Consider the following 22977-nt stretch of genomic DNA (forward strand, 5'->3'; position numbering starts at 1 on the left):
AGGGCCGGCTGGCGAAAGCGCTCTGCTGCAAGCCGATCAGCGCCGCCAGCAACGCGGTCACCGGCAGCAGGCTGTACAGCGCGGCGAGGAAACCGTCGTCGAACAGGTAGCCCACCACCACTGCGAAGAAACCGAGGAACACCAGTACCAGCGCATCGCGGCGGGTCTTCATTTCCACCAGCTTGAGGATGAACGCGGCGATCAGCAGCACCGCCCCCGCGTCCAGGCCCACCAGGCTGCCGCGCGACAACCAGACCCCGGCCCCAGCGAGCAGCGCCAGGGCCAGCTTGACCCAGGCGCGCGGATAGCCGGCACGCATGCGGAAGACCTGCACCCGCCAGGCCGCGCAACCGAGCCACATGGCCGCGATCCACAGCGGCATGTAGGCCAGGTGCGGCAGGATCACCAGTACCTGCGCCACCAGCAGCCAGACCAGCGCGACCCGCGGAATCGCGTTCATCGCGCCGCTCCGAACAACGCCAGCGCGCGCAGGCAGGCCTCGCGCTGGGCCTCGCCGCTGGCCGGTTGCAGGCGCGTGCCGGGCAGCGCCAGGCCATAGGGCTGCTGCCGCGCGGAGAGTTCCAGGACTGCATGGCACAAACGGCCCAGGCGACTTTCGAGATCCCCGCCGAGGCGCTCGAATTCCAGCCACAGGTCTTCCCCGCCGAGCGCGGCGAAGTCCTTCACCAGCAGCCCCTGGCCACGGGAAAACGCCTTCCAGTGCAGGCGCCGCCGCGAGTCGCCCGGCTGGTAGGCGCGCAGTCCCTGGTAGTCGTCGACGCCCGTGCTCGCCAGCGCGCGCCCCTGGTCCTCGGCATCCTCCGCGCCCGGCGCGAGGAACGGCTCGCCGGCCAGCGGCCGAGGGTAGACCAGCGCCTGCTGGCGCAGGTCGACCCAGCTCCAGGCCACCAGCAGGCCGAGGGGAAAGCGACTCTCCACCCGCAGGCGCCCCGGCCGCAGCCAGCCGCGTCGCTCGGTCGGGTGGAACAGCAGCACCTCGGCAGCCGCGTCGCCTGCCAGGTCGGCGTATTCCAGCGGCCGCTCCGGCCAGCCGACGGCGATGGCCTGGCGCGCCCGCCGCGGGCTTTCCAGGCGCACCCGGAAACCGGCGCGCTCGCCGGCGAACACCGGGTCCGCTCCCAACGCGGTGAGGCGCAGGCCGGCAAGGTTGCGATAGGTATGGAGGATGGTCACCACGCCCAGGGACAGCAGCAGGAAGGTCAACCCGTAGGCCAGGCTGTTCTGGTAGTTGATCGCCGCCAGCAGCATCACCAGCAGCGCCAGACCAAAAGCGCCGCCCTGGCGGGTCGGCAGGATGAATACGCGGCGCTGGTTCAGCTCGACGCTGCTCGCCGGCGGTATCCGCCGGTTCAGCCAGCGCTGCCAGCGCGGCCAGTTGCGCAGGCGCATCAGAGCGCCGGGACTTCGCGCAGCAGCCATTGCACCAGCGCGCCGCCACCGTGCCCGGTGGGGTCCGCCTGGTCGCGCAGGCGATGCCCGGCGACCGCCGGCAACACCGCCTGGACGTCTTCCGGAATCACATAGTCGCGTCCCGCCAGCAGCGCCCAGGCACGCGCCGCGGCGAGCAACGCCAGGCTACCGCGCGGCGACAGGCCGAGGGCGAAGGCCGGCTGCGTGCGGGTCGCTTCGACCAGGCGCAGCACGTAGTCCACCAGCGCATCGCTGGCGCGGACCTTCGGCACTTCGGCCTGGAAAGCGGCCAGCGCCGCGTGGTCGAGCAAGGGCTCCAGGCGCGGCAGCAGATCGCGCCGGGCTTCGCCGAGCAGCAGCGAACGTTCCGCCGCGCGTCCGGGGTAGCCCAGCGACAGGCGCATCAGGAAGCGATCCAGCTGCGATTCCGGCAGGGAGAAGGTGCCGCCCTGGCTGGCCGGGTTCTGCGTGGCGATGACGAAGAACGGTTCCGGCAAGGGCCGGGTGGCGCCCTCGATGGTCACCTGGCCTTCTTCCATCGCCTCGAGCAAGGCGCTCTGGCTTTTCGGCGTGGCGCGGTTGATCTCGTCGGCGAGCACCAGCTCGGCGAAGATCGGCCCGGGATGGAAGACGAATTGTCCGCTGTCCTTGTCGAACACCGAGGTACCGAGGATATCGCCCGGCAGCAGGTCCGAGGTGAACTGGATGCGCTGGAAACTGAGCCCGAGCACCCGCGCCAGGGCATGGCTGAGGGTGGTCTTGCCCATCCCCGGCAGGTCTTCGATCAACAGGTGCCCACGGGCCAGCAGGCAGGCCAGGGCCAGGCGCACCTGGCGGTCCTTGCCCAGGAGAATCTCATCGACCGCCTTCAGGCAGGCTTCCAGGGTGTTCAGCATCCCGACCTCGCGTTTCCGGGGAAAACAGCGATCCTACTGGCCTGGGGCCAGCCGGCAAGGCACTTGCAATTTTTCCTCACGAAACTGTGAAACCGTTGCCACCGGTACTTGCCGGAGTGCCCGCTACAAGCCTAGACGCTGGGGAGGGACAGGCGCCCCCCTGGGCGCCGGCGCGTATGATGCCTGCGCCATGTCCGGCTCGACACGACGCGCGACGGTCGCCGACGGCAGGCGTGGGGGAAGCCGCCTCAGCCCAGTTCGGCGACGATCGCCGCCAGCGCCTTGGCCGGGTCGGCGGCCTGGCTGATCGGCCGGCCGATCACCAGGTAGTCGGAGCCGGCGTCCAGGGCCTGGCGCGGGGTGAGGATACGCCGCTGGTCGTCCTGGGCGCTGCCGGCCGGGCGGATGCCCGGCGTGACCAGTTGCAGGCCCGGATGGGCAGCCTTCAGCGCCGGCGCTTCCTGGGCCGAGCAGACCAGGCCGTCCATGCCGGCCTTCTGCGCCAGGGCGGCGAGGCGCAGTACCTGCTCCTGGGGCTCGATGTCGAGGCCGATGCCCGCCAGGTCCTCGCGCTCCATGCTGGTCAGCACGGTCACGCCGATGAGCAACGGCCTGGGTCCGCTGAAGGCCTCCAGCGTCTCGCGGCAGGCGGCCATCATGCGCAGGCCGCCGGAGCAGTGCACGTTGACCATCCACACGCCCATCTCGGCGGCGGCCTTCACCGCCATCGCCGTGGTGTTCGGGATGTCATGGAATTTCAGGTCGAGGAACACCTCGAAGCCCTTGCCGCGCAAGGTCTCGACTATACCCGCGGCACAACTGGTGAAGAGTTCCTTGCCGACCTTCACCCGGCACAGTTTCGGGTCCAGCTGATCGGCCAGCGCCAGGGCGGCCTCACGGGTGGGGAAATCCAGGGCGACGATGATGGGGGACTGGCAGGCGGACATGGGCTCTCTCGCGGCGAATCGAAAACGGCGCGCATTGTCGCAGAATCCGGCCGTTTGCCGTAGCCCGGAACGCGCCGGGGAGATGAACGTCGTGGACTAGAGGCGGGCGCGGAGCAGTTGCTCCAGCCAGTCGACGAATGCCCTGACCCGCCGCGACAGATGCCGCCGGTGCGGATACAGGGCGTACGCCGGCATCGCTTCGGCCCGCCAATGCGGCAGCACCTCGCACAGCTCGCCGCGTTGGAGGTGCTCGCGCACGTCGTAGGCAGGGATCTGGATCAGGCCCAGCCCGGACAGGCAGCAGGCGATGTAGCTCTCCGCGTTGTTCACCGTGACCCGGCTGCGCAACGCGCGGGTCAGGGTGCGCCCATCCTCGCGGTACTCCCAGGGCAACACCCGGCCGCTGCTGGGCGAGGCATAGTTGACCGCCCAGTGCCGGTCGAGGTCGGCCGGCGTCCGTGGCTCGCCATGCTCTTCCAGGTAGGCGGGACTGGCGCAATTGATCAGTTGCATCTCGCCGAGGCGTCGCGCCACCAGGCTGCTGTTGCCCAACTGGCCGACCCGCAGGACGCAGTCGACGCCCTCCTGCACCAGGTCCACCGAACGGTCGCTGGAGCCCAGTTCCAGTTCGATGTCCGGATGCTGGCGGAAGAATTCCGGCAGCGCCGGGGCGATCAGCAGTCGCGCCACCCGGCTCGGCACGTCGACCTTGAGCCGGCCGCTGGCGCGGCTGCCGTCGCGGAACAGGCTCTCCAGCTCTTCCATGTCTTCCAGCAGGTGACGGCAACGCTCCAGCACCACGCTACCGTCGTGGGTCAGCTGGACCTGCCGGGTGGTGCGATGCAACAGCCGGCTGCCGAGTTGCGCTTCGAGCTGCTGGACCGCCGCCGAGACCGTCGCCCGCGGCATGTCCAGCAGGTCCGCGGCCTTGGTGAAGCTGCCGGTTTCGGCAACGCGCAGGAACACGCGCATGCTGTCCAGACGATCCATGGGCAGGCCCCTTCTCTCTATTCGGGATGGCTGGACAGTCTATCCATGCCACCCACGTTTATCCAAAGAACCCGGACCAATAGCCTGGAGTCCCTACTCTACTTCCTGGATCCGCAGATGCCCCATGCAGCGCTTTTGCCTTCTCCCAGCGCGTCCCCGCTGCCGGAAGTGGTCGGTTTCTGGCGCGATGCCGGCCCTACCCTCTGGTTCGCCAGGAACGCCGATTTCGACCGGCGCTTCCGCGAGCGCTTCGCCCATCTCTACGAGCTTGCCTGCGCCAACGCGCTGCGCCCGGCTGCCGGTGAAGCCGAGGACCATCTCGGCCTGCTGTTGCTGCTCGACCAGTACCCGCGCAACGCCTTCCGCGGCACCCCGCGCATGTACGCCAGCGACGCCCGAGCGCGGCGCTGGGCGGAGCGGGCACTGGGACAAGGCCTCGACCGCCAGGTCGAGGACGCGCTGCGGCTGTTCTTCTACCTGCCGTTCGCCCATGCCGAGAACCTTGCCGACCAGGATCGCTCGGTAGCGCTGAACCACGGACTCGGCCAGCCCTTCCTCGCCCACGCTCGTGAGCATCGCGAGATCATCCGCCGCTTCGGGCGCTTTCCCCATCGCAATCCGATCCTCGGTCGCCCGTCCAGCGCCGAGGAACTCGCCTTCCTCGCCGCCGGCGGCTTCGCCGGCTGAACCGGGGCTCAGCCGGCCCTCCCTAGATAGGCAGGTCGCGATCCAGCAAGCGGTCCAGCAACCAGTTGGCCGCCGGTCCCAACGGCCGCTGCCGCGACCAGACCACATCCACCGCCTGGCTGCGCGGCCAGCCGGACACCGGCAACTCCTTTAGCCGCCCGTTGGCGTAGCCGCTGACCAGCCAGCGCGGCAGCTCGGCCCAACCGAAGCCGTGGGTGGCCATTTCCAGCAGCAACAGGTAGTTGGGCGCCGACCAGCAGCGCCCGCCGCTGGACGGCAGGCCGTCGTTGATCGCCGCGCCGGTCTCGCTATAGGTGTTCAGGCGCAGCAGACGCCATTCGGAAAGGTCGCGCTCGCTGACCCGCTCCAGGCCCGCCAGCGGATGGTCGACGGCGGCGAACAGGCCGAACTCGGCACGCTCGGCGACCGCCGCCACGCCCAGCTCCGGCGGGTAGTGCGGCTGCGCGGCGAGCAGGCCGAGGGTGACGCGGCCGCGGCTGACCTGGGCGATCACGTCCTGGTCCTCGGCGATCAGGCATTCGAACTCCAGCTCAGGGTAACGCTCGTCCAGTTCGGCCAGGCGCGCCTCGTAGCGCGCCGAATGGTAGGTGTCGGATAGCGCCAGGGTCACCCGTGGCTCCGAGCCGCCGGCGAGCAGCGCGGCGACCCGGCGCAGGCGGTCGGATGCACCGAGGACCTCCTCGACCCGTCCCAGCAGCGTGCGCCCGGCCTCGGTCAGTTGCGGCTGGCGGCCACTGCGGTCGAAGAGTTCCAGGCCGAGGTCGATCTCCAGCCGGGCAATGGCCTCGCTGACGGTCGACTGGCTCTTGCCCAGCTTGCGCGCGGCGGCGCTGAAGGAGCCGAGGGAAACGGCCTGGACGAAGGCCTCGAGGGATTCGGGCGACAAATGCATATCGGTTTTTCCGATGGTATCCAACTTAACCCTATCCCAAAGACCGATGACAATACAGCCCGACTTCAACGACGAACCGGGAGCGTTCGCCATGACCCACACCCACACCGCCCTCGACAAGACTCTCAAGGAGCGGGTCTTCCACGCCCTGGCCTTCGAGGGCCTGGCCGTCCTCCTCACCGCGCCGGTGCTGTCGCTGGTGATGAACAAGCCCCTGGCGCACATGGGTGCGCTGACGCTGATGTTCTCCACCGTGGCGATGCTCTGGAACATGCTTTTCAACAGCCTCTTCGACCGCGCCCAGCGGCGCATGGGCTTCCAGCGCACCCTGCAGGTCCGGGTGCTGCATGCGATGCTCTTCGAGCTGGGGCTGATCGTGGTGCTGGTACCGCTGGCCGCCTGGTGGCTGTCGATCGGACTGGTCGAGGCGTTCCTCCTCGACATGGGCCTGATCCTGTTCTTCCTGCCCTACACCATGGCCTTCAACTGGAGCTACGACGTACTCCGCGCACGCCTGGTGGAAAGCCGCCAGACCAAGGCCGCCGGTTGCGACGCCGGCTAGGCCGGCGTTCAGGCCGTCAGCCGCTCGCGCAGGCGGCCGAGCATGCCGAGCAGGCTGCCGACCCGTTCCTTCTCGCGCTCGTCGCGCGGCACCTCGGCCAGCCGGTCGACCTCCGGCAGGCTTCGCCCGCGCCACAACAAGGCCTGCTCGGCGGCCGCCTTCAGGCCTTTCTCGAACAATCCCCTGCGGATCGGCTTGGGCAGGTAGCGGAATATCTGCGCCTGGTTGATCAGCTCGAGCAGGGCCTGGGTGTCGCGGAACGGCGTAACCACCAGGCTGAGCAGGCGCGGATGGGCCTGGGCCAGGGATTTCAGCAGCGGCGCGGTATGCTCCCCGGCCAGCTTCAGGTCGCTGACCAGCACCTCCACCGGTTCGGTGTTCAGCCATACCAGCGCCTCGGCCAGGTTGCGCGCGCGCAGCAGGCGATGCCCGCCGGCATGGCAGAAGGCACCGACGCAGTCCAAGGTTTCCGGGTCGTCGTCGAGCAGCAGCACGCTCAGCGGCGCCGCCAGCGTGGCCGCGGGCGGTGCCGGCAGGCCCTGGCGGCTGGCGATCTCCGCCGCCTGGCGCAGGGTGAAGGCCATTTCCTGGGGATTCCAGGGCTTGGTCAGGTAGCGAAAGATGCCGCCGTCGTTGAGCGCGTCGACGGCGGCATCGAGGTCGGAATAGCCGGTGAGGAGAATCCGCAGGGTCTCCGGATAGCGCTCGCGAGCCTGCGCCAGCAGTTCGGCGCCGCTCATCTGCGGCATGCGCTGGTCGCTGACCAGCACCTGTATCCGTTCCGTCTTCAGGCGCTCCAGGGCGCGCCGCGGGTCGCTCTCGGTGAGCACCTCGTAATGGCGACGGAACTGCATGGCCAGGCTGCGCAGGATGCGCTCCTCGTCATCGACGAAGAGGATGCGGACGGGAGATGGGCTCATGTCAGGCGCTCCGTTTCAGTTCGCGGGCCTGCTCTCGCGGCAGGCTGATGAGGAAGCGGGTTCCGCGGCCCGGTTCGGAGGCCACGCGGATGGTCCCGCCATGTTGCTGGATGATCTTGTAGCTGATCGACAGGCCGAGCCCGGTGCCCTGCCCCACCGGCTTGGTGGTGAAGAACGGGTCGAAGATCCGCCCGAGGACCTCGGCGGGCATGCCCTTGCCGTTGTCCTGCACGGAGAGGAACACCTGGCGCTCGTCGGCCCAGCTCTTCAGCAGGATGCGGCCGAAACGCTCCATGGCCTGCGCGGCGTTGGTCAGCAGGTTCAGCAGCACCTGGTTGATCTGCGACGGCGCGCAGGCGATAAGCGGCAGCTCGCCGAGCTGGCTGCTGATCTCGGCCTTGTCCTTGATGGCGGTGCGGGCGATCAGCAAGGCGTTGCGCACGCAGTCGTTGAGGTCGACCTCCTCGCTGAAGGCGCGGTCCAGGCGGGCGAAGTCCTTGAGCCCGGAAACCAGCTCGCCGATCTGGCCGAGGCCGTAGCGGGTATCGACGAACAACTGCCGCAGGTCCTCGCGCAACTGTTCGACGGCGGCCTCGCGGCGTACCGCGTCGGCCGCCTGCAGCGCCTGCGCCAGGCGCGCTTCGTCGCACTGCGGGTCGCCCAGGCAGTCGACCAGCGCCGCCTGGGCATCGGCCAGGCGCAACAAGGGATCGCTCAGCTCCTCCAGCAGCGCCAGGTTGTTGCCGACGTAGCCGAGCGGCGTGTTCAGCTCGTGTGCGACCCCGGCCACCATCTGCCCGAGCGAAGCCATCTTTTCCGACTGCACCAGTTGCGCCTGGGACTCCTTGAGGTCCACCAGCGCCTTGCGCAGCACCCGGTTGCGCTGGGCGATGCGCGCCTCCATGGCCTTCAGCAGGTCGAGCACGGTGCCCAGGCCACGGTAGCGGCCCTCTTCGTCGACCAGGGCGAAGTCCTCGGTGATCGGATACTGCAGGCGACCGGTGACCTGCTGCGCCGCCTCTTCCAGGCTGGCGCCGAGGGAGACGCTGAGGGGCGCCCGGTTCATGACGTCGCGCACCGGATGGCGGCCCCAGAGGTCGCGGCCGAAACGCTGCATGAAGATGTCCTGGAGGGTGTAGCGGCTGACCAGGCCGAGGACCCGGCGCTCGTCGTCGACCACCGGCAGCGAGAGGAAGGCACGGTGCTCCGGCATCAGCAGGCGGTCGGCGACGTCGCTGATGCTCATCGCCGGAGTCAGGGGTTCCACCGGGCGCAACAGACGGGACAACGCGCTCGGAGACATCGGCAACCTCTCGCTGGCAGGCCCGGACGGGGCAATGAAGGGATACCCGCCAGTTAAGCAATGTCAGATTGCCAACATGTGACAGGCATCACGCCGGCCAGGCTCAGCGCTTTCTCCGCCCGCAACTTCCGAGCGCCGCCGGGAGTCTCAACCACAGGACCTCGCGCCGGAACGTTGCCTGACAGAAAGGCAAACCCGGCGTATGGTGAACATTCATATCGATGAGGGAGAACAACATGCCCTGGTACGCCTGGTTGATCATCGTCCTCGCCCTGGGCTCCATCGTCGGCGGACTCCTGCTGCTGCGCGACTCGGCGAAGAAGCTGCCGTTGAGCGAGGAACAGCTCAAACGCATCCATGAACGCAACGCCGAGCTGGACGCGCAGGAGGCGAAGGACCGCTGAACCTATTGGCCTGCCGGCGGGTCACTAGGTCTCGTAGGAAAACCCCGGCGGGCGAAAAACCGGCGAGGCGAAGACTCGCGTGGCGGAGTCATGCGGGCCGCGCATGGTTTTTCCTGCGCAACCTGGGGTTCGTTCCCCGTGTGTTTCCCTCTGGCAGAAGGTCCGTTCCTTGCGCTTTTCCCATCCGCGGGTCGAAATGCCTTTAGAATCCCTCCTTTAAACGGGAGGCTGCATGCTCGGGCGTCTGATACCGCTTCTACCCATTCTGTTCCTGCTCGGGGGCTTCTTCACCGGGCACATCGCGCTGCTGACGGCGGTCATCGTCCTGCTCTACATCATCTGGGTGACCTACGCCGAACGCTGGCTGCCGACCCTGCTCTGGTGGCCGGTGAGCCTCGCCGCCAGCGCCCTGATCGCCATCCACTACCTGCCCGGCTTCATTCCCCTGCGCCTGTTCCCCTGGGACCTGGCCAGCGCCAGCCCGCCGATCCAGATGATCTGGCTGCCCTGGGACAAGGCCCTGGTCGCCCTTACCCTGCTCGCCTGGTGGCTGCGCCGGCCGAAGCAGCCGCTGGTGTCGCTGGATATCACCGCGCTGGCCTTCTGCCTGACCTTCTTCGTGGTGCCGCTGCTGTCGATCATGACCAATGCCGCGAGCTGGCAGCCGAAGTGGCCGGATGCCTTCTGGTGGTGGCTGGTACTGAACGTCGGGGTGGTCTCCCTGGCCGAGGAGGCGTTCTTCCGCGGCCTGCTGCAAAGCCAGTTGATCCGCTGGTTCGGCGCCTGGCCGGGAATCATCGTCGCGACCCTCGCCTACGCCGCGCTGCACCTGCTGGTGAACCCGGTGTACGCGCTGCTGGCCGGGATCGCCGGGCTGGGCTACGGCATGGTCCTGCACTTCAGCGGGCGGCTGTCCCTGGCGGTGCTGCTGCACGCTTCGATCAACACCCTGCACTTCCTCCTGCTGAGCTACCCGTTCCGCCTGATCTCCGAGTGATCAGGCGTTCTTGATCACCAGCGCCAGGGCCTCCTCGGCGAGCTGGTCGAGACTCATCGGTCCTTCCGGACGGAACCAGGTGGTGGTCCAGGACAGCGCGCCGGTGAGGAAGCGCCGCAGGATGAACGGATCGCCCTGGCAGTAGCCGGCCAGCCGCGCCTCCCCCAGCACGTCGAGCCACATCTGCTCGTAGATGTCGCGCAGGCCGAGGATGTACGCCTGGCCTTCGGCGGACAGCGAGCGCCACTCGTAGACCAGCACCGCCATCGCCTCGCCGGTGCCGCCCATGATCGATTGCAGCTCGCAGCGGATCAGTCCCAGCACCCGCTCGCGCAGGTCCTCGGCGTCGGCCAGGGCGGCGCGCATCAGGGCGGTGTTGTAGAGGATGGTCTCTTCCATCACCGAGCGCAGGATCTCGTCCTTGCTCTTGAAGTGATGGAAGATGCTGCCCGACTGGATGCCCACCGCGCTGGCCAGGTCGCGCACCGTGGTGCGTTCGTAGCCTTTGCTGCGGAACAGGTGGGCGGCAGTCTGCAGCAGCTTGCCGCGGGCGCTTTCCGGATCGGTGAGCTGTCCGGTAGCCACCAGCTCCAGCATCACTTCCCGGGCTTTCTGATCGTCCAACGCTGAGTACCCCTTTTCCGGATCGTCGGCGGCTCGGTGCCGCTCATCCGCGCGCCCGGCCGCTCCGTATTTGCCGACCGGCCTCGGGATTGCCCCGCAAGTGCTTGTCGGCATTCATGAAATGTATGCCTGCGAAGACGACCGAGCAAGCGCTTGGGTAACAGCCGAGAACGAATTTGTTTCTACCCTCTTCTCAACCAAGCGCTTGCTTGGTAATGTCGCCCCACACTTCCGCCGTCACGGGTCAAGAACAATGCAAAAGACCGTACGCATCGGCTGCGCCTCGGCCTTCTGGGGCGACACCTGCACCGCGGCCGCCCAGCTGGTGCGCGGCGCGCCGCTGGACTACCTGGTGTTCGACTACCTGGCCGAGATCACCATGTCGATCATGGCCGGCGCCCGCCTGAAACAGCCGGACGCCGGCTACGCCACCGATTTCGTCGAGGTCCTCGCACCGCTGCTGGGCGAGATAGCCGAGAAGAAGATCCGCGTCATCAGCAACGCTGGCGGGATCAATCCGCAGGCCTGTGCCGCCACCCTCGCCGCGGCCTGCGAGAAGGCCGGGGTGCAGTTGAAGATCGCCGTGCTCCATGGCGACAACCTGCAAGCGCGCCAGGCCGAACTGGCCAAGTCCGGCATCCGCGAGATGTTCAGCGACGCGCCTTTCCCGCCGATGTGCGTCTCGCTCAACGCCTACCTCGGCGCGCCGGGCATCGTCGAGGCCCTGCGCCTGGGCGCGGACATCGTGATCACCGGCCGGGTGGTCGACAGCGCGGTGGTCAGCGCCGCCCTGGTGCACGAGTTCGGCTGGGCCTGGGACGACTACGACCGACTGGCCCAGGCCGCCCTCGCCGGGCACATCGTCGAATGCGGCGCGCAATGCACCGGCGGCAATTTCACCGACTGGGAGCAGGTGCCGGACTACGAGCACATCGGCTTCCCCATCGTCGAGGTCGAGGCCGACGGGCGCTTCGTAGTGACCAAGGCGCCCGGCACCGGTGGCCTGGTCAGCGAACTGAGCGTCGGCGAACAGATGCTCTACGAGATCGGCGACCCACGCGCCTACCTGCTGCCCGACGTGGTCTGCGACTTCACCGAGGTGCGCCTGCGCCAGGCCGGTCCCGACCGGGTCGCGGTGGAAGGCGCGCGCGGCCTGCCGCCCACCGACCGGTACAAGGTCAGCGCCACCTATCCGGACGGTTTCCGCTGCACCGCCAGTTGCCTGATCGCCGGCATCGATGCGCTGAAGAAGGCCGAGCGGGTCAGCCAGGCGATCATCGCCAGGACCGAGGAAATCTTCGCCGAGCGCGGCTGGGAGCCCTACCGCGAGGTCAATGTCGAACTGCTCGGCAGCGAAGCCACCTATGGTCCCCATGGGCGACGGCAGGACAGCCGCGAAGTGGTGGTCAAGCTGGCCGTCCGGCATCCGCGCAAGGAAGCCCTGGTGCTGTTCTCCCGCGAGATCGCCCAGGCCGCCACCGGGATGGCGCCCGGCCTGACCGGCATCGTCGGCGGCCGGCCGACGGTGTATCCGGTGATCCGCCTGTTCTCTTTCCTGATCGACAAGGCGCAATGCGCGTTGAGCGTGGAGATCGACGGCCAGCGCCATCCGCTGGAACTGCCGGTCCTCGAAGCCTTCGACCCGGCACGATTGGCCGAGGCGCGCCAGCCGCCACGCCCGGAGCAGCCCGCCAGCGCCAGCGTGCCGCTGGTGAAGCTGGCGGTGGCACGCTCCGGCGACAAGGGCAACCACAGCAACATCGGGGTCATGGCGCGGCGTCCGGAGTACCTGCCGTGGATCGCCGAGGCGCTGGAGGAAGGCGCGGTGGTGGACTGGATGCAGCATGTGCTCGACCCGCAGACCGGCCGGGTCGGCCGCTGGTACCTGCCGGGCAGCCACAGCCTGAACTTCCTGCTGGAGAACGCCCTCGGCGGCGGCGGCGTCGCCAGCCTGCGCATCGACCCGCAGGGCAAGGCCTTCGCCCAGCAGTTGCTGGAGTTCCCGGTGGCGGTGCCGCAGGCGCTCGCCGACGCGCTGGAAACGCAGGGCAGATAACCACGACCAGGAACGACGAATGCGGCGTTCCGCTGCAACCACCCCACGGGATTCATCGGAGTCACCAGAACAATGAGCTACGACTCGATCTTCCGACCTGGCCTGTTCGACGGCCAGACCATCATCGTCACCGGCGGCGGCAGTGGCATCGGCCGCTGCACCGCCCATGAGCTGGCGGCCCTCGGCGCCCACGTGGTGCTGGTCGGACGCAAGGCGGAAAAGCTGGAGAAGACCGCCGGCGAGATCGTCGAGGACGGCGGCAGCGTCAGCTGGCACGCCTGCGACATCCGCGAGGAGGAAGCGGTGAAGACGCTGGTGGCGAATATCCTGGCCGAACGCGGGACCATCCATCACCTGGTCAACAACGCCGGCGGCCAGTATCCCTCGCCCCTCGCCTCGATCAGCCAGAAGGGCTTCGAGACCGTGCTCCGCACCAACCTGGTCGGCGGCTTCCTGGTCGCCCGCGAAGTGTTCAACCAGTCGATGAGCAAGACCGGCGGCAGCATCGTCAACATGCTCGCCGACATGTGGGGCGGCATGCCCGGCATGGGTCACTCCGGCGCCGCACGCTCCGGCATGGAGAATTTCACCAGGACCGCCGCCGTCGAGTGGGGCCATGCCGGCGTGCGGGTCAACGCGGTGGCGCCGGGCTGGATCGCGTCCAGCGGCATGGATACCTACGAAGGCGCGTTCAAGGCGGTGATCCCGACCCTGCGCGAGCACGTGCCGCTCAAGCGCATCGGCAGCGAGTCGGAAGTCGCCGCCGCCATCGTCTTCCTGCTCTCCCCCGGCGCCGCCTTCGTCAGCGGCAACACGATCCGCATCGACGGCGCCGCCAGCCAGGGCAGCCGCGCCTTCCCGCTATTCAAGGGCAAGCCGGGACAGAGCCGCGCGTACAACGGCTTCCACCGCGCCTACCTGCCCGACGTGCTGAAGGACCAGGAGGACTGACATGCCCGCGATCCAGTCGGAACTCGACGTCAACGGCGAGGACTTCGCCCGTAACCGCGAGGCCATGCTCGCCGCCGTGGCCGGCTTCCGCGAATTGGAGCAGAAGGTCCTGGACAAGGCCGCCGAGGCCAGGCCGAAGTTCGAGAAACGCGGACAACTGCTGCCGCGCGAACGCCTGGCGTTGCTGCTCGATCCGGGCGCGCCGTTCCTCGAACTGTCCTCGCTGGCCGGCTACAAGCTGCACGACGACAAGGACGGCACCCAGGCCGGCGGCGGGATCATCGCCGGGATCGGCTACATCGCCGGGGTGCGCTGCCTGGTCAGTGCCAGCAACAGCGCGATCAAGGGCGGCACCATCTCCCCGACCGGGCTGAAGAAGACCCTGCGCCTGCAGCAGATCGCCATGGAGAACAAGCTGCCGGTGGTGACCCTCACCGAAAGCGGCGGCGCCAACCTCAACTATGCGGCGGAGATCTTCGTCGAAGGTGCGCGCGGCTTCGCCAACCAGGCGCGGATCTCCGCCATGGGCATTCCCCAGGTCACCGTGGTGCATGGTTCCAGCACCGCCGGCGGTGCCTACCAGCCGGGGCTGTCGGACTACGTGGTGGTGGTGCGCGGCAAGGCCAAGATGTTCCTCGCCGGGCCGCCGTTGCTCAAGGCCGCCACCGGCGAGATCGCCAGCGACGAGGAACTCGGCGGAGCCGAACTGCACGCGCAGGTCGCCGGCACCGCGGAATACCTGGCGGAAAACGACGCCGACGGCGTGCGCCTGGCCCGCGAGATCGTCGGCATGTTGCCGTGGAACGCACAACTGCCGGCGCGCCCGGCGCGTTCCTGGCGCGAACCGCTGTACCCGGTGGAGGAGCTGCTCGGGGTGGTTCCGGCCGACCCGAAGAAGCCCTACGACGTCCGCGAGATCGTCGCGCGCATCGCCGACGGCTCCGAGTTCCTCGACTTCAAGAACGAGTTCGACGGCCAGACCATCTGCGGCCACCTGCGCATCGAGGGCCACGCCTGCGGCCTGATCGGCAACAACGGACCGATCACCCCGCAGGGCGCGGCCAAGGCGGCGCAGTTCATCCAACTCTGCGAACAGAGCAACACGCCGCTGCTGTTCCTGCACAACACCACCGGCTTCATGGTCGGCACCGAGTCGGAGCGCCAGGGCGTGATCAAGCACGGCTCGAAGATGATCCAGGCGGTGGCCAACGCCCGCGTGCCCAAGCTGACCCTGGTGGTCGGCGGCTCCTACGGCGCCGGCAACTACGCGATGTGCGGACGCGGCCTCGACCCGCGCTTCATCTTCGCCTGGCCGAACAGTCGCACCGCGGTGATGGGCGGCGCCCAGGCCGGCAAGGTGCTGCGCATCGTCACCGAGGAGAAACACGCCAAGGAAGGCAAGGAAGCCGACCCGAAGATGCTCGACATGCTGGAAACCGTCACCGCGCAGAAGCTCGACAGCCAGTCCACCGCGCTTTACGGCACCGCCAGCCTGTGGGACGACGGCCTGGTCGACCCGCGCGACAGCCGCAGGCTGCTCGGCTACCTGCTGGATATCTGCGCGGAAGCCGAGGCGCGGCCGCTGAAGGGCAACAGCTTCGGGGTCGCGAGGTTCTGACTGCAACAGGCGAGCCGGCGACAGCCCCTCTCCCCGCTCTCCCTGAAGGAAGAGGGTTGGGAAAGAGCAAGCGGATCCTGCCGGAAAACAATGATGCCCAGGAGGAAAGACAACCCATGATCTTCACCCAGGAACACGAGGAACTCCGCCGCACCGTTCGCAGCTTCGTCGAGCGGGAAATCAACCCCAACGTCGACCAGTGGGAAAAGGACGGCCGCTTCCCGATCCACGAGATCTTCCGCAAGGCCGGCGAACTCGGCCTGCTGGGCATCTCCAAGCCGGAGAAGTTCGGCGGCATGGGCCTGGACTACAGCTACTCGATCGTCGCCGCCGAGGAATTCGGCAGCATCACCTGCGGCGGCATCCCGATGGCCATCGGCGTGCAGACCGACATGTGCACCCCGGCCCTGGCCCGCTTCGGTTCCGACGAGTTGCGCGAGGAGTTCCTCCGCCCGGCCATCGCCGGCGAGATGGTCGGCTGCATCGGCGTCTCCGAGGTCGGCGCCGGCTCCGACGTCGCCGGCCTGAAGACCACCGCGCGCAAGGACGGCGACGACTATGTGATCAACGGCAGCAAGATGTGGATCACCAACTCGCCGTCGGCCGACTTCATGTGCCTGCTCGCCAATACCTCCGACGACAAGCCGCACGTCAACAAGTCGTTGATCGTGGTCCCGATGAAGACCCCGGGCATTACCCTCAGTCCGCACCTGGACAAGCTCGGCATGCGCAGTTCGGAGACCGCCCAGGTGTTCTTCGATAACGTCCGCGTACCGCAGCGCAACCGCATCGGCGCGGAAGGTGCCGGCTTCATGATGCAGATGCTGCAGTTCCAGGAAGAACGGCTGTTCGGCGCGGCCAACATGATCAAGGGCCTGGAGCACTGCATCGACGTCACCATCGAGTATTGCAAGGAGCGCAGGACCTTCGGCCAGCCGCTGATCGACAACCAGGTCATCCACTTCCGCATGGCCGAGATGATGACCGAGGTCGAGGCGCTGCGCGCCCTGGTCTACCAGGCCACGGAGCTGTACGTGAAAGGCAGGGACGTGACGCGCCTGGCTTCCATGGCCAAGCTCAAGGCCGGCCGCCTCGGCCGCGAGGTCAGCGACGCCTGCCTGCAGTACTGGGGCGGCATGGGCTTCATGTGGGACAACCCGGTCTCCCGCGCCTACCGCGACACCCGCCTGGTATCCATCGGCGGCGGTGCCGACGAGATCATGCTCGGCATCATCTGCAAGCTGATGGGCATCCTGCCGGGCAAGAAGAAAGGCTGACGTTCCAGGAGGAAACCGGCATGAGCCTGCCGCATTGCGAGACCCTGCTGCTGGAACCCGTCGAGGGCGTCCTGCGGATCACCCTGAACCGCCCGCAAAGCCGCAACGCCATGAGCCTGGCGATGGTCGGCGAACTGCGCGCGGTGCTCGCCGCCGTGCGCGACGACCGTAGCGTGCGGGCGCTGGTGCTGCGCGGCGCCGGCGGGCACTTCTGCGCCGGCGGCGACATCAAGGACATGGCCGGTGCCCGCGCCGCCGGGGCGGAAGCCTACCGCACGCTGAACCGCGCCTTCGGCAGCCTGCTGGAGGAAGCCCAGGCCGCCCCGCAACTGCTGGTGGCGCTGGTGGAAGGCGCGGTGCTCGGCGGCGGTTTCGGCCTGGCCTGCGTGTCGGACGTAGCGATCGCCGCCGCCGATGCGCAGTTCGGCCTGCCGGAAACCAGCCTCGGCATTCTCCCGGCGCAGATCGCGCCTTTCGTGGTCCGCCGCATCGGCCTGACCCAGGCCCGCCGCCTGGCCCTCACCGCCGCCCGCTTCGACGGCCGCGAGGCGCTGCGCCTGGGCCTGGTGCATTTCTGCGAGGCCGACGCCGATGCCCTCGAACAGCGCCTGGAGGAAACCCTCGAGCAACTGCGCCGCTGCGCGCCGAACGCCAACGCCGCCACCAAGGCCCTGCTGCTGGCCAGCGAAAGCGGCGAACTCGGCGCCCTGCTGGACGATGCGGCGCGCCAGTTCGCCGAAGCGGTGGGCGGCGCCGAAGGCAGCGAAGGCACCCTGGCCTTCGTACAGAAACGCAAGCCGGTCTGGGCCCAGTGAGCCACGACCGCGAAACAGGGCAACAGCCTCCAGGAGCCGAACGACATGCCCAGCTTCAACAAGATCCTCGTCGCCAACCGCGGTGAAATCGCCTGCCGGGTGCTGCGCACCGCCCATGAACTGGGCTACCGCAGCGTCGCCGTGTACAGCGAGGCGGACGCCGACGCCCGCCATGTGCAACTGGCCGACGAGGCCGTGTGCATCGGCCCGGCAGCGGTGGCGCAGTCCTACCTGAACCTCGAGGCGATCCTCGACGCCGCCCGTCGCAGCGGCGCCGAGGCGATCCACCCCGGCTACGGCTTCCTCTCCGAGAACGCCGAGTTCGCCCGTGCCTGCGAAGCCGCCGGGATCGTCTTCATCGGCCCGGATGCGGAAGCCATCCACCTGATGGGCAGCAAGCGCCTGTCGAAGATCGCCATGCTCGCCGCCGGGGTGCCGTGCATCCCCGGCTACGAAGGCGCCGAACAGGACGACGCGACCCTGCGGCGCGAGGCCGAACGCATCGGCTACCCGCTGATGATCAAGGCCAGCGCCGGCGGCGGCGGCCGCGGCATGCGCCTGGTGGAGGAACCCGGCCAACTGCTGGAACAGTTGCGCACTGCGCGCTCGGAAGCGCTGGGCGCCTTCGGCAGCGCCGAGCTGATCCTGGAGAGGGCCGTGCTGCGCCCGCGCCATGTGGAGATCCAGGTGTTCGGCGACCGCCACGGCAACCTGCTCTACCTCGGCGAACGCGACTGCTCGGTGCAGCGCCGCCACCAGAAGGTCATCGAGGAAGCCCCCTGCCCGGTGCTCGATGCCGACCTGCGTCGCGCCATGGGCGAGGCGGCGGTGAAGGCCGCGGCCTCGGTCAACTACGTGGGCGCCGGCACCGTCGAGTTTCTTCTCGGCGAGGATGGTCGCTTCTACTTCCTGGAGATGAATACCCGCCTGCAGGTCGAACACCCGGTCACCGAACTGGTCACCGGCCAGGACCTGGTGGCCTGGCAGATCCGCATCGCCGAGGGCCATCCGCTGCCGCTGCGGCAGGAGCAGGTGGAACTGCGCGGGCATGCCATCGAGGTCCGCCTCTACGCCGAGGACGCCGGTCGCGGCTTCCTGCCGCAGACCGGCACGGTGCTGCGCTGGGACCCGGAACTGCTGCCCGGCGTACGCATCGACCATGGCCTGGTCGAGGGGCAGGCGGTGACGCCCTTCTACGACCCGATGCTGGCCAAGCTGATCGCCTACGGGGCGACCCGCGACGAAGCCCGGCGCAAGCTGATCCGCGCGCTGGAGCGCTGCGTGCTGCTGGGGGTCGACGGCAACCAGCGGTTCCTCGCCAACCTCCTGGCGCATCCGGACTTCGCCGCCGGCGAGGCGACCACCGCCTTCATCGGCGAACGCTTCGCCGAAGACCCCAGCCTGCAACCGCGCCAGCCGGGCGCCGAGGAACTGGCCCTGGCCGCCGCCCTGCTCTACCAGGCCGGCGCCGAGGCCAGTGCGCACCAGCCCGGCCTGGCCGGCTGGCGCAGCGCCGCCGGGGCGCCGTGGAAGATCGTCCTGAAGCACGCCGAACAGCGCCTGGAGATCGGCCTGGAGGTCCTCGAAAGCGGCCGTCGGCCGCGACTGCTGGCGCGCCTGGAGCGACGCGAGATCGCCGTGCGCCTGCTCGACTGCGACGGACGCTGGGCCAGCGTCGAACTCGACGGCATTCGCCGCCGCCACGCCTACCACCTGGACGGCGGGCGCCTCTGGCTGTACGGCCACGGCGGCAACCTCGAACTGCTCGACGTCACCCACGCCGGCGCCAGCGCCCAGGTCGGCGCCAGCTCCGGCACGCTCAAGGCGCCGATGGACGGCGCCATCGTCGAGGTGCTGGTCGGCGAGGGCGAACGGGTCGGCAAGGGCCAACTGCTGCTGGTGCTGGAGGCAATGAAGATGGAACACCCGCTGAAGGCCGGAGTCGACGGCGTGGTCCGCCGCGTCCAGGTCGGCCGTGGCGAGCAGGTACGCAACCGGCAGGTGCTGGTCGAGGTGGAAGCCGACGCCTGAGACAACCCGCCGCTCATCCGCAACGACAACGACAAGAAAACGGAGACGCCCATGTCACTGCACGGCAAGACCCTGTTCATCACCGGCGCCAGCCGCGGCATCGGCCGGGAGATAGCCCTGCGCGCCGCGCGCGATGGCGCCAACCTGGTGATCGCGGCGAAGAGCGCCGAGCCGCATCCGAAGCTGGAAGGCACCATCTTCAGCGTCGCCGCCGAGGTCGAGGCCGCCGGCGGCCAGGCCCTGCCGCTGCAACTCGACGTGCGCGACGAGCAGGCCGTGGCGGCGGCCATGGCCCGCGCCGCCGAACGCTTCGGCGGGATCGACGCGCTGGTCAACAATGCCGGGGCGATCCGCCTGGTCGGGGTGGAAAAGCTGGAGCCCAAGCGCTTCGACCTGATGTACCAGATCAACACCCGCGCAGTGCTGGTCTGCAGCCAGGCCGCCCTGCCCTACCTGCGCAGGAGCGCCAACGGCCACATCCTCAGCCTGTCGCCGCCGATCAACCTGGCCGGCAGGTGGTTCGCCCAGCACGGCCCCTACACGGTCACCAAGTACGGCATGAGCATGCTTACCCTGGGGATGCACGAGGAGTTCGGGAAATACGCCATCAGCGTCAACGCGCTGTGGCCGAAGACCATGATCGCCACCGCCGCCATCGAGTTCGAGCTGGGCAGCCGTGACGCCTTCCGCCGCGCGCGCACCCCGGCGATCATGGCCGACGCCGCGCACGCCATTCTCACCAGCGAGGGGCGCAGCCTCAGCGGGCGCCTGCTGGTCGACGAGGAATTGCTGCGCGAGCGCGGCCAGAGCGATTTCGAGCAGTACCGCTACGACCCGGAGGGTGGCGCGCTGGTGCCCGACCTGTTCCTCGACTGAGGTCTCCGACGAAAGGCGCGCGGCGCTCTGCGGCGGGCTTCCGGGCTATTTGCCGAAGTGCCCCGGGGCGACCGCGCAACGGTCATAGCCGAGGCGGCGGCTGCGGTCTAGAGTCGCGGGAGCGTCCTACGCCCCGCACAACAACGACAAAGCGCGAGAGCCATGACCCACGCCGACCTGATCACTTTCAACCGTTTCGTTGCCCGCCTGCCTGCCACCTTCGGCCGCGTGCCGCGCATGCTGCGCGGCCTGTACTACACCGCGATCCGTAACCGCGAGAAGAGCCTGTCCCTGGGCTGGGCGCTGGAGCGCGCGGCACGCCTGTACCCGGACAACCCGGCGGTGCTCGACGGCCAGCGGCGGATCAGCTACGCCCTGTTCAACGGCTGGGCCAATCGCCTGGCGCGCGCCTTCAAGGCCGAGGGCGTAGGCCACGGCAGCGTGGTCGCGGTGATGCTGGAGAACCGCGTCGAGCTGCTGGCGATCCTCGCCGCCCTGGCCAAGCTCGGCGCCATCGGCGCACTGGTCAACACCACCCAGCGCGGCAAGGTCCTGGTGCACAGCCTGAACCTGGTGAAGCCCGGCCACTTCGTGGTCGGCGAAGAGTTGCGCGAGGTGTTCGAGGAAGTCCGCCAGGAGGTGCTCGGCAACGCCGGCCATTGCTACTGGGTCGACGACGGCGACACCCTCGGCGATCCCGGCTCGCCGCCGATGGGCTGGCGCAACCTGATGCGCCTGGCCCAGGGACAGACCTCGGAGAACCTCGAGGACACCGGCAGGGTGCGGCTCAAGGACTCCTGCTTCTACATCTACACCTCCGGCACCACCGGCCTGCCGAAAGCCTCGATCATGAGCCACGGCAAGTGGATCAAGGCCTACGGCGGCTTCGGCCATTCCGGCCTGGGCCTGGGCCGCGACGACGTGCTCTACCTGACCCTGCCCTGCTACCACAACAACGCCGTGACCGTCTGCTGGAGCGCGGCGCTCGCCGGCGGCGCGGCCATGGCCCTGCGCCGCAAGTTCTCCGCCAGCGGTTTCTGGAAGGACGTGCAGCACTACCGGGCGACCTGCTTCGGCTACATCGGCGAACTCTGCCGCTACCTGCTGAACCAGCCGCCGTGCGCCGAGGAACGCGGCAATAGCCTGACCTGCATGATCGGCAACGGCCTGCGCCCGTCGATCTGGGCCGAGTTCAAGCAACGCTTCGAGATCCAGCGGATCACCGAGTTCTACGCTTCCAGCGAAGGCAACATCGGCTTCACCAACGTATTCAATTTCGACAATACGGTGGGCTTCTCCCCAGCCACCTACGCCATCGTCCGCTACGACCTGGAGAACGACCGCCCGGTGCGCGACGCCAAGGGCTTCATGGAGAAGGTCGGCAAGGGCGAGGTCGGCCTGCTGATCAGCGAGATCAGCGCGAAGTGGCCGTTCGACGGCTACACCGATCCGGCCAAGAGCGAAGCGGTGATCCTCCGCGACGTGTTCAAGAAGGGCGACGCCTGGTTCAACACCGGCGACCTGATGCGCGACATCGGTTTCAAGCACACCCAGTTCGTCGACCGTCTCGGCGACACCTTCCGCTGGAAGGGCGAGAACGTTTCCACCACCGAGGTGGAAAACGCTCTCGGCGCCTTCGACGGGGTCGAAGATGCGGTGGTCTACGGCGTGGAGATTCCCGGCACCAACGGCCGCTGCGGGATGGCCGCACTGCGCCTGGCCGATGGCGTCGAACTGGACCGCGACGCCCTCGCCGCGCACCTCGACCGCGAGTTGCCGGCCTATGCCACGCCGGTGTTCCTGCGCCTGCTGCGCGAAGTCGAGACCACCGGCACCTTCAAGTACAAGAAGACCGACCTCAAGCGCGACGCCTACGATCCCGCGCGGGTGAGCGACAAACTCTTCGTCAGGTTGCCCGGCAGCGCCGGCTACCAGCCGCTGGACGCGGAGCTGTACCAGGCGTTGCAGGAGCAGCGCTACCGCTTCTGAGCGCCGGGGCGGCCTACTGGCGGAATTCGAACTGCAACTCGGCCCCTTCCAGGGGCCGCGACACGCCCAGTTCGCGGTCGCGATAGAGCAACTGGCCGTTGAGGCGGAAGTCGCTGTCGTCCTTTTCCTCGAACATCGGCGGCAACAGCGGCTTGGGCTTATGGGTCTCTTCCGTGCCGGGCGGCGCCATCTTCTGCACCAGTTCCTTCGGCAGGCGCAGGTCCAGCTTGGCGCTCGGCAGCGGCTTGCGCACCTCGGGGTCGAGACGGGCAGTGGAAGCGCGCTTCGCCGGCGCCGGCTTGTCCTTGGCGACCGGCCTGCTGGCCGGCTTCGGCGGCGTAGCCGCAGGCTTCGGCTTGGCCGGCGGCTTGGGTTCGGCAACCTGCTCCGCGGCTGGCGCGACCTTCTTCGAAGCTGTTTTCGGCGCGGCAGGCACGGCAGGCGCTGGCTCCGCTCGTGCAGGCTTCACTGGCTTGGCAGGGGCGCGCTGCTCCTGCGGCGGTGCTTCCGGGGCTTTCTTTTCCGGTGCCTTGGAGCCGTCATCACAGGCCGCCAGGAAGCAACCGAAAAGAACAACGACGCAAATTCGGCAAAGACGTTTCATAGTCACGCAGGTATGGCCAATTGCGGCAATGCTGACGGCAGACTGCAACCAAGGCAAGGGGTCACTATCGTCATCCTGGCACTCTC

The 22977-nt window shown here is 68.4% G+C and carries 22 protein-coding genes; 12 read left to right on the forward strand and 10 right to left on the reverse strand.

The window, feature by feature from the left end:
* The 5 genes from HMPREF2581_RS26580 to HMPREF2581_RS26600 form a co-directional block, all read right to left on the reverse strand.
* Window positions 1–460 (reverse strand): TgpA N-terminal domain-containing protein (locus HMPREF2581_RS26580; RefSeq protein ID WP_139181932.1); only part of this gene is annotated, 460 nt, incomplete at its 3' end.
* Entirely contained in the window at window positions 457–1410 is a 954-nt protein-coding gene (locus HMPREF2581_RS26585; protein WP_003119856.1) for a DUF58 domain-containing protein, read from the reverse strand. The genes HMPREF2581_RS26580 and HMPREF2581_RS26585, both read right to left, overlap by 4 nt.
* Window positions 1410–2327: an AAA family ATPase gene (locus tag HMPREF2581_RS26590; protein ID WP_003090974.1), complete on the reverse strand. Its 918-nt coding sequence runs from the start codon at window positions 2325–2327 to the stop codon at window positions 1410–1412. Before HMPREF2581_RS26590 ends, HMPREF2581_RS26585 begins: the two co-directional genes overlap by 1 nt.
* A 248-nt stretch (window positions 2328–2575) precedes the next feature.
* Entirely contained in the window at window positions 2576–3274 is a 699-nt protein-coding gene (gene pyrF / locus HMPREF2581_RS26595) for an orotidine-5'-phosphate decarboxylase (RefSeq protein ID WP_003090975.1), read from the reverse strand.
* A 96-nt stretch (window positions 3275–3370) separates the two neighbouring features.
* The gene (locus HMPREF2581_RS26600; protein WP_003138719.1) at window positions 3371–4264 is read right to left on the reverse strand and encodes a LysR family transcriptional regulator; all 894 of its coding nucleotides are present in this window, start codon (window positions 4262–4264) and stop codon (window positions 3371–3373) included.
* 45 nt (window positions 4265–4309) lie between these two features.
* Here HMPREF2581_RS26600 and HMPREF2581_RS26605 point away from each other — a divergent pair, with 45 nt between their 5' ends.
* Window positions 4310–4951, forward strand: a complete 642-nt coding sequence (locus HMPREF2581_RS26605) for a DUF924 family protein (RefSeq protein ID WP_003138718.1) — start codon at window positions 4310–4312, stop codon at window positions 4949–4951.
* Window positions 4952–4973: 22 nt separating this feature from the next.
* Here HMPREF2581_RS26605 and HMPREF2581_RS26610 read toward each other — a convergent pair whose 3' ends face one another.
* Window positions 4974–5864, reverse strand: coding sequence for a LysR family transcriptional regulator (locus HMPREF2581_RS26610; RefSeq protein WP_003138717.1), 891 nt, complete (start codon window positions 5862–5864; stop codon window positions 4974–4976).
* 91 nt (window positions 5865–5955) lie between these two features.
* On the opposite strand from HMPREF2581_RS26610, the gene HMPREF2581_RS26615 reads away from it, so the two are divergent.
* On the forward strand, window positions 5956–6426 hold the full coding sequence (locus HMPREF2581_RS26615) for a multidrug/biocide efflux PACE transporter (RefSeq protein WP_016254236.1): 471 nt from the start codon (window positions 5956–5958) through the stop codon (window positions 6424–6426).
* Between the two features lie 8 nt (window positions 6427–6434).
* On the opposite strand, the gene HMPREF2581_RS26620 is transcribed toward HMPREF2581_RS26615, so the two are convergent.
* Window positions 6435–7346 (reverse strand): response regulator, encoded by a 912-nt coding sequence (locus tag HMPREF2581_RS26620; protein ID WP_003090981.1) that lies wholly within the window; start codon window positions 7344–7346, stop codon window positions 6435–6437.
* A 1-nt stretch (window position 7347) separates the two neighbouring features.
* On the reverse strand, window positions 7348–8649 hold the full coding sequence (locus HMPREF2581_RS26625) for a sensor histidine kinase (protein WP_016254237.1): 1302 nt from the start codon (window positions 8647–8649) through the stop codon (window positions 7348–7350).
* A 236-nt stretch (window positions 8650–8885) separates the two neighbouring features.
* Between HMPREF2581_RS26625 and HMPREF2581_RS26630 the strand changes: the two genes are divergently transcribed.
* A complete protein-coding gene (locus tag HMPREF2581_RS26630) occupies window positions 8886–9053 on the forward strand; it encodes a DUF2897 family protein (protein ID WP_003090984.1) in 168 nt (55 codons plus the stop codon).
* Between the two features lie 232 nt (window positions 9054–9285).
* Window positions 9286–10050: a CPBP family intramembrane glutamic endopeptidase gene (locus HMPREF2581_RS26635; RefSeq protein WP_003090986.1), complete on the forward strand. Its 765-nt coding sequence runs from the start codon at window positions 9286–9288 to the stop codon at window positions 10048–10050.
* On the opposite strand, the gene atuR is transcribed toward HMPREF2581_RS26635, so the two are convergent.
* Window positions 10051–10674 (reverse strand): atu genes transcriptional repressor AtuR, encoded by a 624-nt coding sequence (gene atuR / locus HMPREF2581_RS26640; protein ID WP_003114740.1) that lies wholly within the window; start codon window positions 10672–10674, stop codon window positions 10051–10053.
* Between the two features lie 253 nt (window positions 10675–10927).
* Here atuR and HMPREF2581_RS26645 point away from each other — a divergent pair, with 253 nt between their 5' ends.
* The 8 genes from HMPREF2581_RS26645 (at window position 10928) to HMPREF2581_RS26680 (ending at window position 22287) form a co-directional block, all read left to right on the forward strand.
* Window positions 10928–12730, forward strand: a complete 1803-nt coding sequence (locus HMPREF2581_RS26645; protein ID WP_003090990.1) for an acyclic terpene utilization AtuA family protein — start codon at window positions 10928–10930, stop codon at window positions 12728–12730.
* 72 nt (window positions 12731–12802) lie between these two features.
* Window positions 12803–13681: an SDR family oxidoreductase gene (locus HMPREF2581_RS26650; protein ID WP_003090991.1), complete on the forward strand. Its 879-nt coding sequence runs from the start codon at window positions 12803–12805 to the stop codon at window positions 13679–13681.
* A 1-nt stretch (window position 13682) separates the two neighbouring features.
* Window positions 13683–15299: a geranyl-CoA carboxylase subunit beta gene (atuC, locus tag HMPREF2581_RS26655; RefSeq protein ID WP_003138715.1), complete on the forward strand. Its 1617-nt coding sequence runs from the start codon at window positions 13683–13685 to the stop codon at window positions 15297–15299.
* Window positions 15300–15415: 116 nt separating this feature from the next.
* Window positions 15416–16576 carry a citronellyl-CoA dehydrogenase gene (gene atuD / locus HMPREF2581_RS26660; protein WP_003101733.1) on the forward strand — a complete coding sequence of 387 codons (1161 nt, stop codon included), beginning with the start codon at window positions 15416–15418 and terminating at the stop codon, window positions 16574–16576.
* Window positions 16577–16596: 20 nt separating this feature from the next.
* On the forward strand, window positions 16597–17391 hold the full coding sequence (gene atuE, locus HMPREF2581_RS26665; RefSeq protein WP_003119850.1) for an isohexenylglutaconyl-CoA hydratase: 795 nt from the start codon (window positions 16597–16599) through the stop codon (window positions 17389–17391).
* A gap of 45 nt (window positions 17392–17436) precedes the next feature.
* A complete protein-coding gene (atuF, locus tag HMPREF2581_RS26670; RefSeq protein WP_003138714.1) occupies window positions 17437–19422 on the forward strand; it encodes a geranyl-CoA carboxylase subunit apha in 1986 nt (661 codons plus the stop codon).
* A 51-nt stretch (window positions 19423–19473) separates the two neighbouring features.
* The gene (locus HMPREF2581_RS26675; protein ID WP_003101741.1) at window positions 19474–20298 is read left to right on the forward strand and encodes an SDR family oxidoreductase; all 825 of its coding nucleotides are present in this window, start codon (window positions 19474–19476) and stop codon (window positions 20296–20298) included.
* A 162-nt stretch (window positions 20299–20460) separates the two neighbouring features.
* The gene (locus HMPREF2581_RS26680; RefSeq protein WP_003138713.1) at window positions 20461–22287 is read left to right on the forward strand and encodes a long-chain-acyl-CoA synthetase; all 1827 of its coding nucleotides are present in this window, start codon (window positions 20461–20463) and stop codon (window positions 22285–22287) included.
* Between the two features lie 13 nt (window positions 22288–22300).
* Here HMPREF2581_RS26680 and HMPREF2581_RS33445 read toward each other — a convergent pair.
* The coding region (locus tag HMPREF2581_RS33445) for a hypothetical protein (RefSeq protein ID WP_218189484.1) at window positions 22301–22977 on the reverse strand (677 nt) is incomplete at its 5' end.

The sequence above is a fragment of the Pseudomonas sp. HMSC057H01 genome (assembly GCF_001836405.1).
GTDB lineage: Bacteria > Pseudomonadota > Gammaproteobacteria > Pseudomonadales > Pseudomonadaceae > Pseudomonas > Pseudomonas aeruginosa.